This window comes from Streptomyces scopuliridis (genome assembly GCF_042790125.1).
In the GTDB taxonomy this organism is placed as follows: Bacteria; Actinomycetota; Actinomycetes; order Streptomycetales; family Streptomycetaceae; genus Streptomyces; species Streptomyces scopuliridis_A.
Genome location: NZ_JBHTZS010000025.1, coordinates 57,918 through 72,507, shown reverse-complemented (window position 1 = coordinate 72,507; position 14,590 = coordinate 57,918). Strand labels below are relative to the sequence as shown.

At 69.0% G+C, this 14,590-nt stretch carries 19 protein-coding genes and 1 riboswitch; of the genes, 15 read left to right on the top strand and 4 right to left on the bottom strand.

Features of this window, described 5'->3' with window-relative positions; translation table 11 throughout:
• Positions 1-82 precede the first annotated feature (82 nt).
• The 10 genes from ACFRKB_RS29555 (at position 83) to ACFRKB_RS29510 (ending at position 9,938) form a co-directional block, all read left to right on the top strand.
• Entirely contained in the window at positions 83-1,087 is a 1,005-nt protein-coding gene (locus ACFRKB_RS29555; protein ID WP_383109615.1) for a nucleoside triphosphate pyrophosphohydrolase, read from the top strand.
• 115 nt (positions 1,088-1,202) lie between these two features.
• Entirely contained in the window at positions 1,203-2,483 is a 1,281-nt protein-coding gene (locus tag ACFRKB_RS29550) for a cytochrome P450 family protein (RefSeq protein WP_383109614.1), read from the top strand.
• Between the two features lie 147 nt (positions 2,484-2,630).
• Positions 2,631-3,545 (top strand): transglycosylase family protein, encoded by a 915-nt coding sequence (locus ACFRKB_RS29545; RefSeq protein ID WP_383109612.1) that lies wholly within the window; start codon positions 2,631-2,633, stop codon positions 3,543-3,545.
• Between the two features lie 264 nt (positions 3,546-3,809).
• Positions 3,810-3,986, top strand: a riboswitch (cyclic di-AMP (ydaO/yuaA leader).
• A 3-nt stretch (positions 3,987-3,989) separates the two neighbouring features.
• A complete protein-coding gene (locus ACFRKB_RS29540) occupies positions 3,990-4,706 on the top strand; it encodes a transglycosylase family protein (protein WP_383109611.1) in 717 nt (238 codons plus the stop codon).
• A gap of 290 nt (positions 4,707-4,996) precedes the next feature.
• Positions 4,997-6,286, top strand: a complete 1,290-nt coding sequence (gene eno / locus ACFRKB_RS29535; protein WP_365973840.1) for a phosphopyruvate hydratase — start codon at positions 4,997-4,999, stop codon at positions 6,284-6,286.
• A gap of 146 nt (positions 6,287-6,432) precedes the next feature.
• Complete coding sequence (locus tag ACFRKB_RS29530) at positions 6,433-6,906, top strand: FtsB family cell division protein (protein WP_383109610.1); 474 nt, start codon at positions 6,433-6,435, stop codon at positions 6,904-6,906.
• Positions 6,907-7,042: 136 nt separating this feature from the next.
• Positions 7,043-7,633: a DUF501 domain-containing protein gene (locus ACFRKB_RS29525; protein WP_383109608.1), complete on the top strand. Its 591-nt coding sequence runs from the start codon at positions 7,043-7,045 to the stop codon at positions 7,631-7,633.
• Positions 7,630-8,595, top strand: coding sequence for a Ppx/GppA phosphatase family protein (locus tag ACFRKB_RS29520; RefSeq protein ID WP_383109607.1), 966 nt, complete (start codon positions 7,630-7,632; stop codon positions 8,593-8,595). The genes ACFRKB_RS29525 and ACFRKB_RS29520 overlap by 4 nt, the downstream gene beginning before the upstream one ends.
• A gap of 208 nt (positions 8,596-8,803) precedes the next feature.
• Positions 8,804-9,331, top strand: a complete 528-nt coding sequence (locus tag ACFRKB_RS29515; RefSeq protein ID WP_383109606.1) for a DUF6879 family protein — start codon at positions 8,804-8,806, stop codon at positions 9,329-9,331.
• Between the two features lie 220 nt (positions 9,332-9,551).
• Positions 9,552-9,938: a cupin domain-containing protein gene (locus ACFRKB_RS29510; RefSeq protein WP_383109605.1), complete on the top strand. Its 387-nt coding sequence runs from the start codon at positions 9,552-9,554 to the stop codon at positions 9,936-9,938.
• On the opposite strand, the gene ACFRKB_RS29505 is transcribed toward ACFRKB_RS29510, so the two are convergent.
• The gene (locus tag ACFRKB_RS29505; RefSeq protein ID WP_383109603.1) at positions 9,917-10,147 is read right to left on the bottom strand and encodes a DUF397 domain-containing protein; all 231 of its coding nucleotides are present in this window, start codon (positions 10,145-10,147) and stop codon (positions 9,917-9,919) included. The genes ACFRKB_RS29510 and ACFRKB_RS29505 overlap by 22 nt on opposite strands.
• A complete protein-coding gene (locus ACFRKB_RS29500; RefSeq protein ID WP_383109602.1) occupies positions 10,144-10,977 on the bottom strand; it encodes a helix-turn-helix domain-containing protein in 834 nt (277 codons plus the stop codon). The genes ACFRKB_RS29505 and ACFRKB_RS29500 overlap by 4 nt, the downstream gene beginning before the upstream one ends.
• Positions 10,978-11,158: 181 nt before the next feature.
• Here ACFRKB_RS29500 and ACFRKB_RS29495 point away from each other — a divergent pair, with 181 nt between their 5' ends.
• From ACFRKB_RS29495 to ACFRKB_RS29485, 3 genes are read left to right on the top strand one after another with little or no spacing between them, the layout of a single operon-like run.
• A complete protein-coding gene (locus ACFRKB_RS29495) occupies positions 11,159-11,308 on the top strand; it encodes a hypothetical protein (RefSeq protein WP_383109601.1) in 150 nt (49 codons plus the stop codon).
• Positions 11,298-11,498 carry a hypothetical protein gene (locus ACFRKB_RS29490; protein WP_383109600.1) on the top strand — a complete coding sequence of 67 codons (201 nt, stop codon included), beginning with the start codon at positions 11,298-11,300 and terminating at the stop codon, positions 11,496-11,498. Before ACFRKB_RS29495 ends, ACFRKB_RS29490 begins: the two co-directional genes overlap by 11 nt.
• On the top strand, positions 11,495-11,686 hold the full coding sequence (locus ACFRKB_RS29485; RefSeq protein ID WP_383109599.1) for a hypothetical protein: 192 nt from the start codon (positions 11,495-11,497) through the stop codon (positions 11,684-11,686). Before ACFRKB_RS29490 ends, ACFRKB_RS29485 begins: the two co-directional genes overlap by 4 nt.
• Positions 11,687-11,846: 160 nt before the next feature.
• On the opposite strand, the gene ACFRKB_RS29480 is transcribed toward ACFRKB_RS29485, so the two are convergent.
• Together ACFRKB_RS29480 and tnpA are read right to left on the bottom strand one after the other, a co-directional pair.
• Positions 11,847-12,257 carry an SRPBCC family protein gene (locus tag ACFRKB_RS29480; protein ID WP_383109598.1) on the bottom strand — a complete coding sequence of 137 codons (411 nt, stop codon included), beginning with the start codon at positions 12,255-12,257 and terminating at the stop codon, positions 11,847-11,849.
• Positions 12,258-12,418: 161 nt separating this feature from the next.
• Positions 12,419-12,730, bottom strand: coding sequence for an IS200/IS605 family transposase (gene tnpA / locus ACFRKB_RS29475; RefSeq protein WP_383109596.1), 312 nt, complete (start codon positions 12,728-12,730; stop codon positions 12,419-12,421).
• A 158-nt stretch (positions 12,731-12,888) separates the two neighbouring features.
• Here tnpA and ACFRKB_RS29470 point away from each other — a divergent pair, with 158 nt between their 5' ends.
• Entirely contained in the window at positions 12,889-14,130 is a 1,242-nt protein-coding gene (locus ACFRKB_RS29470) for an RNA-guided endonuclease InsQ/TnpB family protein (protein ID WP_383109652.1), read from the top strand.
• Positions 14,131-14,168: 38 nt separating this feature from the next.
• A complete protein-coding gene (locus tag ACFRKB_RS29465) occupies positions 14,169-14,396 on the top strand; it encodes a hypothetical protein (RefSeq protein WP_383109595.1) in 228 nt (75 codons plus the stop codon).
• Positions 14,397-14,590: the final 194 nt, after the last annotated feature.

The following is a 14,590-nucleotide window of genomic DNA, read 5'->3' as shown; positions in this document are numbered from 1 at the left end:
GGGCATCCGGGGGCGTGACGGGGGCGTGGGACGGTCACGGCCCGCGGGCGGGGCGGCCGGGCGCCGGAGGTAGGTTCGAGACGTGACAGACGAAGCCTCCGCCACCCCCGGCCGTATCGTCCTGCTGACCGCCAGCCACCGGGTCGCCCCCGGGCTGCTGTCCTGGCCCGCCTGGCAGCTGCTGCACGCCGCCGACGCGGTGCTGTGCGCCGACGCCGGCCATCCGCAGCTGCCCTATCTGCGCGAGGCGGGCATCACCGTCGAGCACGCCGCGCCCACCGCGCGAGAGCTGGTCGACGCCTGCGCCGGCGGCCGTACGGTCGTGGTCATCCCCTCCAGTGAGGGCGACGGGACCGACGCGCGGCTGACCGACGGCCTGGCGCGGCTGGCCGGCTCCGGCCAGGTGAAGATGCCCGACCTGGAGCTGCTCCCCGGCTCGTACGACCTGCCGGGCGCCCGGCTGCTCGATCTCGTCCAGGTCATGGACCGCATCCGCGTCGAGTGCCCGTGGTCCTCGACGCGGACGCACCAGGGGCTCGCCAAGTACGCGATCGAGGAGGCGTACGAGCTGGTCGAGGCGATCGAGGACGGCGACGCCGACGAGCTGCGCGAGGAGCTGGGGGACGTACTGCTCCAGGTCGTCTTCCACGCCCGTATCGCGGAGGAGCGTGCCGCGGCGGAGGGGGAGGAGGACGGCGGGCCGTTCTCCATCGACGACGTCGCCGGCACGATCGTGGAGAAGCTCATCCACCGCCACCCTCATGTCTTCGGCGACGAGACCGCCGAGACCCCCGACGACGTCAAGTCGCACTGGCTCCGGATGAAAGCGGTCGAGAAGCAGCGCGACTCGGTCACCGACGGGGTCCCTCTCGGACAGCCCGGCCTCGCCCTCGCCGCGAAACTCGCGGGCCGCACCCGCACGGCGCGCCTCGACGTCCCGCTTCCGCGGGGCGAGGGCGTCGGCTACGAGCTGCTGGCCCTGGCGGTACGGGCGGAGGAGGCCGGTGTCGACCCGGAGGCGGCACTGCGCGCGGCGGCGCGCGTATACAGGGACGCGATCCGTACGGCCGAGGGCCACGCCGTATAGCCGCACGGCCGCCGGGGGAGGTACGGCGTCGTCCCGTACCCCGGCGGCCCGTACGGGGTCGTCCCCGTACCCCGGCGGCCCGTACCCCGCCGGTGACGCCGGTTACTGTCGGGGCATGCGCCACCAGCCCGCCCCCGTACCCCCGGTCACGCCCGCTCCCGAGCTGTTCACCTGGGAGTTCGCCACCGATCCGTACCCCGCCTACGCCTGGCTGCGCGAGCACTCGCCCGTGCACAGGACCGCGCTGCCCAGTGGCGTCGAGGCATGGCTCGTGACGCGGTACGTGGACGCCAGGCAGGCCCTCGCCGACGCGCGGCTCTCCAAGAACCCCACGCATCACGCCGGGCCCGCGCACGCCAAGGGGAAGACGGGCATTCCCGGCGAGCGCAAGGCGGAGCTGATGACCCATCTGCTCAATATCGATCCGCCCGATCACACCCGGCTGCGTCGGCTGGTCTCCAAGGCGTTCACGCCCCGCCGCGTGGCCGAATTCGCCCCGCGCGTACAGGAATTGACCGACCGGCTCATCGACGACTTCGCTGCGAAGGGCGAGGCGGACCTGATCCATGACTTCGCGTTCCCGCTCCCCATCTACGCGATCTGCGATCTGCTCGGGGTGCCGCGCGAGGACCAGGACGACTTCCGCGACTGGGCGGGGATGATGCTGCGACATTCAAAGCCGGGCCACGCCGGTGGACCACGCGGCGGAGTCGGGCGCGCCGTCAAGAAGATACGGGGCTATCTCGCCGATCTCATCCACCGCAAGCGGGCCGACCCCGGCGACGATCTGATCTCCGGACTCATCCGGGCCGGCGACCACGGGGAGCATCTCACCGAGAACGAGGCGGCGGCGATGGCCTTCATCATCCTGTTCGCCGGTTTCGAGACCACCGTCAACCTCATCGGCAACGGCATGTTCGCCCTGCTGCGCCACCCCGAGCAGCGCGCGCTGCTCCAGCGCTCGCTCGCGGCGGGCGAGACCGGTCTGCTCGCGACAGGGGTCGAGGAACTGCTGCGGTACGACGGTCCCGTGGAGCTGGCCACCTGGCGCTACGCGACCGAGCCGCTGACGCTCGGCGGACAGCGGATCGCGACGGGCGACGCGGTCCTGGTCGTCCTCGCCGCCGCCGACCGTGACCCGGAGCGCTTCCCGGATCCGGACACGCTCGATCTCTCCCGGCGTGACAATCAGCACCTCGGCTACGGACACGGCATCCACTACTGCCTCGGCGCACCGCTCGCCCGGGTGGAGGGACAGACCGCGCTCGCCACCCTGCTGACCCGGCTGCCCGATGTGCGACTTGCGGGAGATCCTGCCGATTTGCGCTGGCGTGGAGGGCTCATCATGCGTGGATTGCGCACGCTTCCGGTGCAGTTCACGCCATTGTCCGGCTGAAGATTTGCTGACGGTCCGTCAAGACTGTGACTTTCGCGTGATCTCCGCTGCATCGACTTGTGACAGCAGTTCGAGTACCGCTACGTTCTCGAAAACTCAGCCGCCACACGCAGCAGTCGAAACATCAGTCACACGGAAGGCAATCGCATGCGCTCCGGGAACGGCCGACACCGTCGACCTCGCCAGGCCCCCGCTCTGATCGTCGCGGCAGGGGTGACCGGCTCCGCGATCGCCATTCCGCTGCTCGGTGCCGCCGGTGCCAGCGCGGCGGACGCCTCCACGTGGGACCGCGTCGCCGACTGCGAGAGCGGCGGCATGTGGAGCGCGAACCTCCGCAACGGCTACTACGGCGGACTCCAGATCTCCCAGGAGACCTGGGACGACTTCGGTGGCGCGGAGTACGCGGCCAGCGCCGACCTCGCGAGCCGCTCGCAGCAGATCGCGATAGCCGAGAAGATCCTCGACGCGCAGGGTCCGCGGGCGTGGGCCAGTTGCGCCGCGATCTCCGGACTGACGGTGGGCAGCGCCGCGCCGGGTGTGGACCCCGGTACGGCGCCCGAGGCGACGCCGGAGACGGCACCCGAGTCGTCCGGGACCCCCGCGCCCGCCGAGTCGTCCAAGTCCGCCGAGTCGTCAGGAAAGACCGGGAAGAGCGAGAGTGCCGCCCCGTCGGACACGTCCTCGCCCGCGCCGGACGCGACCGCGTCCGACGACGCGGCGCCCGCTCCCGGCGAGTCCTCCGGCTCCGCCGCCGGAGCCGCCAAGGGCAAGCACCGCGGCGACGCCGCGGCGGATGATGCCGCACCGGGCAATTCAGGCGAAGGGCGTGAATCGGGTCGTCATGCCTCGCGAGGTGACGGATCGACACGTGATGCGGACGGCGTGACGGACGGGGCGGAGGGTGAGTACACCGTCCGTGCGGGCGACTGCCTCTGGCTCATCGCCGACGAGCGCGAGGTGCCCGGCGGGTGGCCCGCGCTCTACGAGGCGAACAAGGACACCGTCGGCGCCGACCCCGACCTGATCCTTCCTGGCCAGACCCTGGATCTCGGCGTGAAGTAGGGGAAGTTAGGGGCCCTATGTCCGCTTCTGTAAAAGTGAGACAAGGGTCTCTTTGCCGCAACTGGGGTCTTTTGCTCAGCTGGTTGGATCGTTTCCTCTCTCACCTGCGCAAATGAGGTCGTCCCAGGGGGAGGTAAGGGTGATTTTTCCTTGATGTGCGTCTTTGAACAACGGGCGGACCTGTGATTACGGTCTGAACCGCTCGCACCGCGGGCCCCGTCGACCGTCACGCCGAATCCTGCCGTCGGTCGGGGGGAGTAACCGACGCTTCATGCGCCGTAGGCAGGAGCGGGGGACCCAAAGGTTCCGCCGCCGGGCCCCGGTCGTCGAGAGACGGCTGAGGACCGGCTCGGGGTGAAGCCAGCTGCGACAGAGCACCTGGCCGGGCAACTCACAGCCCGAACCCGACAGCTGACCTCGTAGGCGTCGGTGAGGAGATGTTCCATGCTGCTGCGTTCCAGCAAGGGTAAGCACCGCCGCCCGTCGAAGGCCGTCCGCTACGCCACGCTCGCCGGGGTCACCGGTGCCGCCGTCGCCGCCCCGCTGATCGGTGCGACCTCGGCCTCCGCCGCGACCGCCGCCGAGTGGGACAAGGTCGCGCAGTGCGAGTCCGGGGGCGACTGGTCCATCAACACCGGCAACGGCTTCTACGGCGGCCTCCAGTTCACGCCGTCCACCTGGGCCGCCTACGGCGGTACCGAGTACGCCGCCCGCGCCGACCAGGCCAGCAAGTCCCAGCAGATAGCCGTCGCCGAGAAGGTCCTCGCCGGCCAGGGCAAGGGCGCGTGGCCGAACTGCGGCGTGGGCCTGTCCAGCGCCGCGTACGACGGCGGCTCCGCCACCCAGGACACCCAGCAGCAGGCGCAGCCCGAGCAGCAGGCCCCCAAGCGGCAGACCCAGCAGGCCCCCCAGCAGCAGACGCAGCCGAAGCAGCGGGAGACCACGCGCGACGCGGCCCAGCCGGCCTCGCGCGGTGAGAGCCGTCCCGCCACGATCAAGAAGGGTGACGGCGAGTACAAGGTCGAGTCCGGCGACACCCTCTCCAAGATCGCCGAGGCCGAGGACGTCAAGGGCGGCTGGCAGAAGCTGTTCGACCTGAACAAGGACATCGTCAGCGACGCCGACGTGATCTACCCGGGCCAGCAGCTCCACCTGAGCTGACCCACCCGGGGCTCCATCCGGACCGGAGCCCTTCCCGAGACCACCCCGGCCGGGCGCGTCATCCCCCGTACGCGCCGGGCCGGGGTTTCGGCTGTGGGCCCCCACAGGCGGTTCACGGGCGGGTCACAGGCCGTTCACCGGCGGGTGCGCTCCGCCGGTAGGGGAATCGGGCCCCATTTCGTCTTAGGTGGCGGGCACCGGCCGACCGATGACCCCGCGCCGGATAGTCTCGTGTCGCAAGGCCAATGAGACCCTGCACTCCAAGCGTCACATCCCAGAAGGAGATGCTCGTGCCGTCCATCGACGTCGTCGTAGCCCGGGAAATCCTCGACTCCCGAGGCAACCCCACGGTCGAGGTCGAGGTCGGCCTCGACGACGGCAGCACGGGTCGTGCTGCTGTCCCCTCCGGTGCCTCCACCGGTGCGTTCGAGGCCCTTGAGCTCCGCGACGGTGACCAGAACCGCTACCAGGGCAAGGGTGTCGAGAAGGCCGTCCTCGCCGTCATCGAGCAGATCGGCCCGGAGCTGGTCGGGTACGACGCCACCGAGCAGCGCCTGATCGACCAGGCGATGTTCGACCTGGACGCCACCCCGGACAAGTCCTCGCTCGGCGCCAACGCCATCCTCGGCGTCTCCCTCGCCGTGGCGCACGCCGCCTCCGAGGCCTCGGACCTCCCGCTCTTCCGCTACCTCGGCGGCCCGAACGCGCACCTGCTGCCCGTTCCGATGATGAACATCCTGAACGGCGGCTCGCACGCCGACTCCAACGTGGACATCCAGGAATTCATGATCGCCCCGATCGGCGCGGAGTCCTTCTCCGAGGCCCTGCGCTGGGGCGCCGAGGTCTACCACACCCTCAAGAAGGTCCTGAAGCAGAAGGGCCTCTCCACCGGCCTCGGCGACGAGGGCGGCTTCGCGCCGAACCTGGAGTCCAACCGCGCCGCGCTCGACCTCATCCTCGAAGCGATCAAGGAGGCCGGTTACGTCCCCGGCCGCGACATCGCGCTCGCGCTGGACGTCGCCGCGTCCGAGTTCTACAAGGACGGCTCGTACGAGTTCGAGGGCAAGTCCCGCTCGGCCGCCGAGATGACCGAGTACTACGAGGAGCTGGTCGCCTCGTACCCGCTCGTCTCCATCGAGGACCCGCTCTTCGAGGACGACTGGGCCGGCTGGAAGGTCCTCACGGACAAGCTCGGCTCCAAGGTCCAGATCGTCGGCGACGACCTGTTCGTGACCAACCCGGAGCGGCTGGCCCGCGGTATCGAGGAGGGCTCGGCCAACGCCCTGCTCGTCAAGGTCAACCAGATCGGTTCGCTGACCGAGACCCTGGACGCCGTCGAGCTGGCCCAGCGCAACGGCTTCAAGTGCATGATGTCCCACCGCTCCGGTGAGACCGAGGACGTCACCATCGCCGACCTCGCCGTCGCCACCAACTGCGGCCAGATCAAGACCGGCGCCCCGGCCCGCTCCGAGCGCGTCGCCAAGTACAACCAGCTGCTGCGCATCGAGGAGATCCTCGACGACGCGGCGGTGTACGCGGGCCGCAGCGCGTTCCCGCGTTTTCGCTCCGCGAACGGTTAAGAGGATGCGTTCCTCCTGATCCTCCTGATCCTCCGGACATGAGGGCGAGGGGCGGCTCCGCCCGTCGTCCGTACGTCCCCGGTCGCGGTCCCGTACCGTGTCCGGGGACGTACGTACAACAGGGGACGTAACAGGGGAGGCGAGCCATGGCCGGGAACCGGGACCGGTTCTCCACCGCGACCAGGCTGCGACTGCTCGGCGAGCAGACGGCCGCCCGGGTCTACCGCTCGCAGACCCGCAGGCAGGACCGCCGCTCCCGGCTCACCGGCCGGGCCGCCTTCCTCGCTCTGGTCGTGTGCACACTGGTGGTGGCGCTCGCGTATCCGATGCGGCAGTACGTGTCGCAGCGGAACGAGATCGCCGACCAGGAGCGGCTGGCCCGCGAGGCGAAGCAGCGGGTCGAGGAGCTGCGCGACGAGAAGGCGCGGCTCCAGGACGACGCGTATATCCAGCGGCTGGCCCGTGAGCATCTGCATTACGTGATGCCGGGGGAGACCGGCTACACCGTGATCGACCCGAAGGTGAGCGAGCAGCGCCGCGAGGAGCGGGGGGCGGCGGACCGCCCCTGGTACTCGAACGTGCTGGACGGCGTGGACAACGCGGACCGCCCGGACAGATAGGGCGGGACAGGCGAGACCCAGCCCGAGAACCACAGGGCACCCAGAACCACGGAACACCGAGCACCGCAGAACACCCGAGAACCGCAGAACACCGAGCACCACAGAACACCCGAGAACCGCACATACCTAGGCAGGCATGGACACGCCCCCTCCGCAGACCGAGCGCACGGAACCCACCGACGCGGACGTCGCGGCATTCAAAGAACAGCTCGGCCGCCCGCCGCGCGGCCTGCGCGCCATCGCGCACCGCTGCCCCTGCGGCCAGCCGGACGTGGTCGAGACCGCCCCGCGGCTCCCCGACGGCACGCCCTTCCCGACGACGTACTACCTCACCTGCCCGCGCGCGGCCTCGGCCATCGGCACGCTGGAGGCGAACGGCGTCATGAAGGAGATGACCGAGCGCCTCGCGACCGACCCCGAGCTGGCCGCCGCGTACCGCGCGGCCCACGAGGACTACATCGCGCGCCGCGACGCCATCGAGGTCCTGGAGGGCTTCCCGAGCGCCGGCGGCATGCCGGACCGGGTGAAGTGCCTGCACGTCCTGGTCGGCCACTCCCTGGCGGCCGGGCCCGGGGTGAACCCGCTGGGCGACGAGGCCATCGCGATGCTGCCGGAGTGGTGGGCGAAGGGCCCGTGTGTGACGCCCTGCGTATCCGACGATGTATCCGATGTATCCGATCCGTCCGGCGATGAGGACGCGTCGGGTGCTGAGGGGGACAAGGAATGACCAGGGTCGCGGCCATCGACTGCGGTACGAACTCGATCCGCCTGCTCGTCGCCGACGCACACCCCGACACGGGTGAACTGGTCGACCTCGACCGCCGGATGAAGATCGTCCGCCTCGGCCAGGGCGTGGACAGGACGGGCCGGCTCGCCCCGGAGGCGCTGGAACGCACCTTCGCCGCCTGCCGGGAGTACGCCGCCGTCATCAAGGAACACGGCGCCGAGCGCGTCCGCTTCGTCGCCACCTCCGCCTCGCGCGACGCGGAGAACCGCGACGAGTTCGTCAGCGGCGTCCTGGACATCCTGGGCGTGGAGCCCGAGGTGATCACCGGCGACCAGGAGGCGGCCTACTCCTTCACCGGCGCGACCAAGGAACTGGGCCCGGTCGACGGGGACAGCTACCTGGTCGTGGACATCGGCGGCGGCTCGACCGAGTTCGTCGTCGGCGACGACCACGTACGCGCCGCGCGCTCCGTGGACATCGGCTGCGTACGGCTGACCGAGCGCCACCTCGTACGGGACGGCGTCATCAGCGACCCGCCCACCGATACGGAGATCGCCGCGATCCGCGCCGACATCGAGGCGGCCCTCGACCTGGCGGAACAGACGGTCCCCCTGCGCGAGGCCCGCACCCTCGTCGGACTGGCCGGCTCCGTGACCACGGTCGCCGCGATCGCGCTCGGCCTGTCCGAGTACGACTCCGCCGCGATTCACCACTCCCTGATCCCCCACGACCGGGTCCAGGAGATCTCCACCCGCCTGCTCCACGCCACACACGCGGAACGCGCCGCGATCCCCGTCATGCACCCGGGCCGCGTGGACGTCATCGGCGCGGGCGCCCTCGTACTCCTCGCGATCATGGAACGGACCGGCGCCCAGGAGGTCGTGGTCAGCGAACACGACATCCTGGACGGGATCGCATTCTCCGTGGCGGAAGAGGTTCACGCAGCCGGAAAGAACGACTGACGCGCGGGCGGGCGGGGCGGGCGGGCAGCGCGGCGCTGGCCGTGACGTGGCCACAGAACTCCTCGCGTGAGGCGATCGTGTCGCCGGCCTGGCCGAGCGTCCGGACCAGGGCGGACAGGCTGTCCTCTTCGTCAGAGTGCTCGGCGGGGTAGCCATTGACCGTCTCGCGCACGTGCTGTGCCGTGATCGCTCTGGAGAAAGGCGTGTGATGTCGCAGAAGGTACCGAGCTTCGCTGAACTCCTTGACGGAGCACAGCAGACGGCCTGTCATCTGGAAATGCGCGACGCGTACGGGGTGGACAGCGAGGCCGACGACTTCGCGCACTGGAAAGCGACGGGGCAACGCGACATCGACCCCGGCTCTCCATACTGGGGCCCGTGGACCGAGTTGATCCGGCGCGCGGTGACGCGCGGTGTCGTGGTTCGCCGGGTCCGTATCGTCTCCGAACCGGTCAGCGACTACATCCGCTACGAGCACGCGGGAACGCCCGTCAACCTGGGGGCAGGCGAACAGGTCCGATGGCTGCCGCGCCGTCGAGCCTCTGATGTGGCGTTGCCCGGCAACGACTTCTGGCTCATCGACGCGCGGCTGATCCGCTGGAACCACTTCACCGGAAACGGGGCATCGGCGGGCGGGGAGATGAGCGACGATCCGGCGGCGGCGAAGCTGTGTGCCGATGCCTTCGAAGTGGTGTGGGAGCGCGCCGTGCCCCATGAGAACTACACGATCAACTAGTCCAACGGTAACCAGGCGTGTGACGCGGCGAATCAGGCGTCGGGCATCGTCGCGCAGTCCCTCAACGCGAGTCTCGATCGACGCGCTGCGTTGGGCGCACCGCACGTACCATGGCCCCGCCCCGGCACACGCCGGAGCGGGGCCCAGGTGGTTCAGCGGGTGACGAGCTGTCCCTCGTGCGCCCGAGGGCGCGTCGAACCGGTGCGGGAGGACGAAGACCATGCGGGACGCCGACAATCAGAGCACAGGCCGCCGGATGAAGGACATGCATGAGTTCCTCAACGCGGCGGACCTGCCGTGGCAGGACGTTGACGGACACCCGGGCGTGACCGAACGGGTGCTCAGCTCGGCCCCGGGCGACGCGGGGGAGCTGACTCGTCTCGCCCGCTGGGCCCCGGGCCTGGACACCTCCGAGGCGGGGGTCATCCGGCACGAGTACTACGAAGAGGTCTACCTCCTCGACGGCGAACTGCACGACCTGACGCTGGACGCCACGTTCACGGCGGGTTACTACGCGTCGCGCCCGCCGGGCATGCCGCACGGTCCGTACCGGACGGAGACGGGCTGCACGATGCTGGAGATCCGCTACTGGCCGGCGTCTGCGTAGGCGGTGGCGTGAGTGGTGGCGAAGGCCACGAAGTCGGTCCAGGCGTGGGGGGTGACGGTGAGGTGGGGGAGGTGGGGGGCCTTGCTGTCACGGATGGGGACGAGGTTGTGGGCGTGGGCATGGGTGGGGGACCACTCGACGCAGTTGCCGCCGTCGCCGTTGCTGTAGGTGGATCTGACCCACGCGGTGGGGGCGGGGATGGACTTCACAGTGACTCCACCTGCTTTCTAATCAAGGCTGCGCTTGCCCGTACGGAAAGCGCCTCGCCCGTCAGATCATCGTAGGCGCGTACGGCCGTCCGGACATGTTCAGGATCATCGATGATGTTCGCTGTACGGAACGCGTCAATACAGACTACTGGCACATGATTTGGCGCCGTCAGGAATGTGATCGGCCCATCGATGAGCAGATGCGGTTCGGCGTCGAGTGGCAGTACCTGAAGACGTGTGGTCTGGCGTTCTGTCTGGCCCAGGAGCACCGCCAGTTGCTCGCGCATCGCGTCGCGACTCACAATGCGACGCGAGATCACGGACGCGCACAGCACTACGCGAACGTTCGGTGGGGCGTCGCCCCGTAGAAGCTCCTGCCGAGCGAGTCGCGCGCGCATCAATCCTGCGATCTCATCCTCGGTGGCCCGTGGGTTGTTGGCCCGGAACAGGGCGCGGGCGTACTCGGCGGTCTGAAAGAGTCCGGGGATGATCGTGGGGGACCACTCCCAGATCGCGACGGCTTCCCGTTCCAGGCTCATGCGACGCCGGTACAAGGCTGGGAAGGATCGGGATACCACCTCCTCGTACAGCCGCTTGAACTGCCCGTCGGTCTCAAAGATCTGATCGAACACGGCGGGCAAGGTGCTGGCGATCGGCGGGACTCCGCGCTCGATTCGGCTGATGGTGGATTTCGACGTACGCGCCTTCCTCGCCAGGGCCGACTGCGACAGCCTGCCGGCCGTTCGCAGTTCACGGGCGTTGCGCAACGCCTCGCCGAACGCCTCCCGGGGACTCCTCACCGGTTCGTCAACATCGCGTCGCTCCGTCATGCGAAACCTCCTTGACCACTGACCTGAGACTCGACGTCACTCGTCGTATCCATGCAGGTCAGGCGTGTGGAGGCGCGCCAGTGAGACCAATGCGCAGGTCGGACGGTGAACCGCTTCCCAACGTAGCGCGGTACGTCGCACTCTGAACATGGTTCGTAACTAATCGTAAGAAGGGTGAGGCATGGTGGATCCGACCGAAGACGCGACCGAGGACTTCTGGCGACTCGTCCCGGAGTGGGTGCCGCGCGACGGATACGCGACGGCAACCCCGGAGCTGATGCGGGAAGTTGAGGCCGGACTGATGCGGCGGCGGTTGTCCGATGACGACTAGCGACGCACGACGGCTGCTGTCCCTGCTGATCGCCACGTTCGGCGCGAACGGCGCGCTCCTTGTGTGGAAGGACCCGATCGATGGTGCGGGGCAAGGTCGGCCCGGCGACGAGCCCCCCGGTGGGTCGCCCGAAGACCTCAGTGCGCGGGTGGCGGAGCGCAACAAGCGGAGCAGCAGGGGTGGCGTATGAAGCGGACGCGGCGCTGGTGGACAGGCGCACTCTCCGTCCCCGTACGGTTGGTCAGCCCACGTCGGCGACGTGCCCACCGGGAACGCAAGCGCTGGGAAGCGCTGTTCGCCCTCCAGGAGCCGGACGAAGCGGCTCTGTACGAGCGGATCTTCGGCTATCCGCCCCCGGGCACGAGGGACCGCGAATGACGCGCATCACCGCCATTGCGGTAACGGTCGGCGCGAGCCTGTGGGTAATCGCCGTGGCGGCCATGCTGGGTCGGCTGTGAGCGTGGGTGCGCGGTAGTGGAGTGGGGTGGCCGAGCCGGGGCCGGGCCGCCCCACTCAACTCCCGCGCCCCCACCCACCATTACCCGCCCTCCATCACCCGCCTGAGCATGGTGAGGTCGGCGCGTACCGCGTCCGCGTCTCGTTGGAAGTCCTCGTCGCTCATCCCCGGTCGTCGGCGGAGGGTGAACACCACCTCGCAGCCGGCGCCGTCGGCGATCACTCGCACCGGGTTGTAGACGATCTCCCCCGAGGGCAAGGTGACGTCGTGATCGAGTACACCAAGCTCGTTCTCTGGCACGAAGGCGACCACGACCCGCCCCATGGGCGACGACTTGGCGATCCACTGCCCGTCGATCTTGTTGATGGAGCCCCCCAGCCCATGAGCCCACTCGGGCAGGTTGGACGGGTTCGACGCGTAGTCGTAGACCTCCCTAACAGGGCGGTCGATATGTGTGCTGATGTGCCGTGAGGCCGAAGCGGTGCTCTCCATGGCCACGATCGTACGAAGCCGCCGCCGACGCGGTCTTGAACGAATCGGTCACCCGCGATCTTGCGCAGTGCGCCGCCCTTCAGGGTGGTCGTGAAGCGCATCTCAAAATTGGCTCTGGCCTCGGCTTTGGGTGTGGATCTGCACTGTTGGCCTCAGCCGGGTCACACGGGGCGCTGTTGATTCTCGATGTACTGGCGTGCGACGGTCGGCGGTGCCGCGCCGCAGCTTCCGGCGACGTGTGAGCCGGACCGGAAGTGTCCGCCCCGCAAGTGCCGGCGGATATGCGCGTCGTACTCCTTGCGTAGCAGGCGGGCGGAGACGCCTTCGAGGAAGTTGACCAGCTTGGAGGGCTGGACCTTGGGCGGGTAGTGCACCAACAGGTGGACGTGATCCTCTTCGCCGTTGAACTGCTTCAGCTCGGCCTGGAAGTCCTGGCAGACCTCTCGCGTGATCTCTTCGCGGCGTGTCAGCATCTCGATGTGTCGGCCGGTGCGTACGTCAAGATTTCGGTTCTATCGTGGCGATATAAACTAAATGGTACAGTGGTGGCGTGAGCGGTGAACTTTCGTATGAGAAGCGGCAGTTCGGGCATCGCGCCCGGCTGGCGCTGACGCCTGCGCAGGTCCGGCTCATGGACGATCAGGCACACGCGGCGCGCACGATGTGGAACTGCCTGCACGACTGGTGGACGATGCTCCCCAAGGAGAAGCGTTCGCTCGCCGCGGCCGATGCCGCGATACGTGAGGCCCGCAAAGAGATCGACTGGCTCGGCGTGCTCCCGGCTCAGGCGTCACAGGCCGTGTTGAAAGCGTACTTCCAGGCGTGGAAGAACTGCTGGGACGGCCGTGCCGACGCGCCGAACTTCAAGGCCCGCTTCCGATCGGTGATGTCGGTGGACATCCCGCAGGGCCGGGACCTGAACATCACCCGCGTCCACCGCCGCTGGGGCATGGTCAACATCCCCAAGATCGGCCGCGTCCGCTTCCGCTGGACAAAAGATCTCCCGGTCGGCAAGCATGCCAGCGCCGAGAACCGCGTCACCGGGGCCCGGATGGTCAAGGACGCCCTCGGCTGGCACGTCACCTTCCGTGTCCAGACATTCGAGCCGAAGCCCGAGCCCCACCAGGGGCCGGAGGTCGGTATCGACGTCGGCGTCACTGTGCCTCTTGCCCTCTCCGACAAAAACCACCAGGACCACCGGCGCCCGGCCAGGACCGAGGACGGCAAGGCCGACCGGGACAAGTGGCTGACCACCGACGACAAGGCGAAGCTGCTCCGCCTGGAGCAGCGGGCCGCGCACCGCAAGAGCTTCCGCAAGCCGGGACAGAAGACCTCGAACCGGTTGCGGGCCACCTATGACCAGATCGCAGGCCTTCGTGCGAGAGCCAAGCGCAGGGCAACCGACTGGCAGCACCGGACCACCACCGAACTCGCCCGGACGTACGGCGTGATCGTGGTGGAACAACTGGACATCACGAACATGACCAAGAGCGCCAGGGGCACCGTTGAGGAACCCGGGAAGAACGTCGCTCAGAAGTCCGGCCTGAACCGCTCCATCAGCCAGGAGGCATGGGGCCGTACCGTGACGATGCTGACGTACAAGTCCGCCCGCCTGGGCGGCACCCTGCATAAGGTCCCCGCCCCCGGCACCTCCCAGCGCTGCTCGATGTGCGGCTTCATCACACCGGGCAGTCGGGAGTCCCAGGCCGTGTTCGTATGCAAGAACGAAGACTGCGGATGGTCAGGCAACGCCGACCACAACGCGTCCCGGAACGTCTTGCACCTGTACCGGATGGGACTCGCGCTCATCCCGGCTGCCGGGAGGGCAGTCGTCAGGCGCGCTCGTCGCGTCAAGCCTGCCACCGCAAGGTAGGCAGGAATCTCCCGGCTTCAGCCAGGAGAACACTTCAAATGGACACCGAGTCGGGGTTCGGGGCAGGCAGGGCAGGGGGGCGGGCAGCCCTCGATCACCGTGCCTCCGGCAGTGCGTTCTTCGCGTTCTGGGCCAACGAGGACTTCCCCCGCGTGGTCTCGGTGGTCAGCGCCGAGGGCACGCTCAACTTCGACGACGACAACTGGGCGGCCGGTGGTCCGCCCATGAACCGCCTCATCAACCAGGCCCGCACCGACTTTCCGTAGGCAGGGCCCGGCCGGCAGGCCCTGCGAGCAGCCCCGGCCGGCAGGGCCCCCGGAGCCCCGTCGGCGAGCGGTCGCGACGGCCCCGCGAGAAAGTTCGTGAACTTCTTCACAAGGAAATCGGCCCTGGGGAGTGGTGGGGTTGATCCGGAGGGCGTTCTGTTAGGCCCAAGGGGCCCCTGCGCCCTTATACCGGG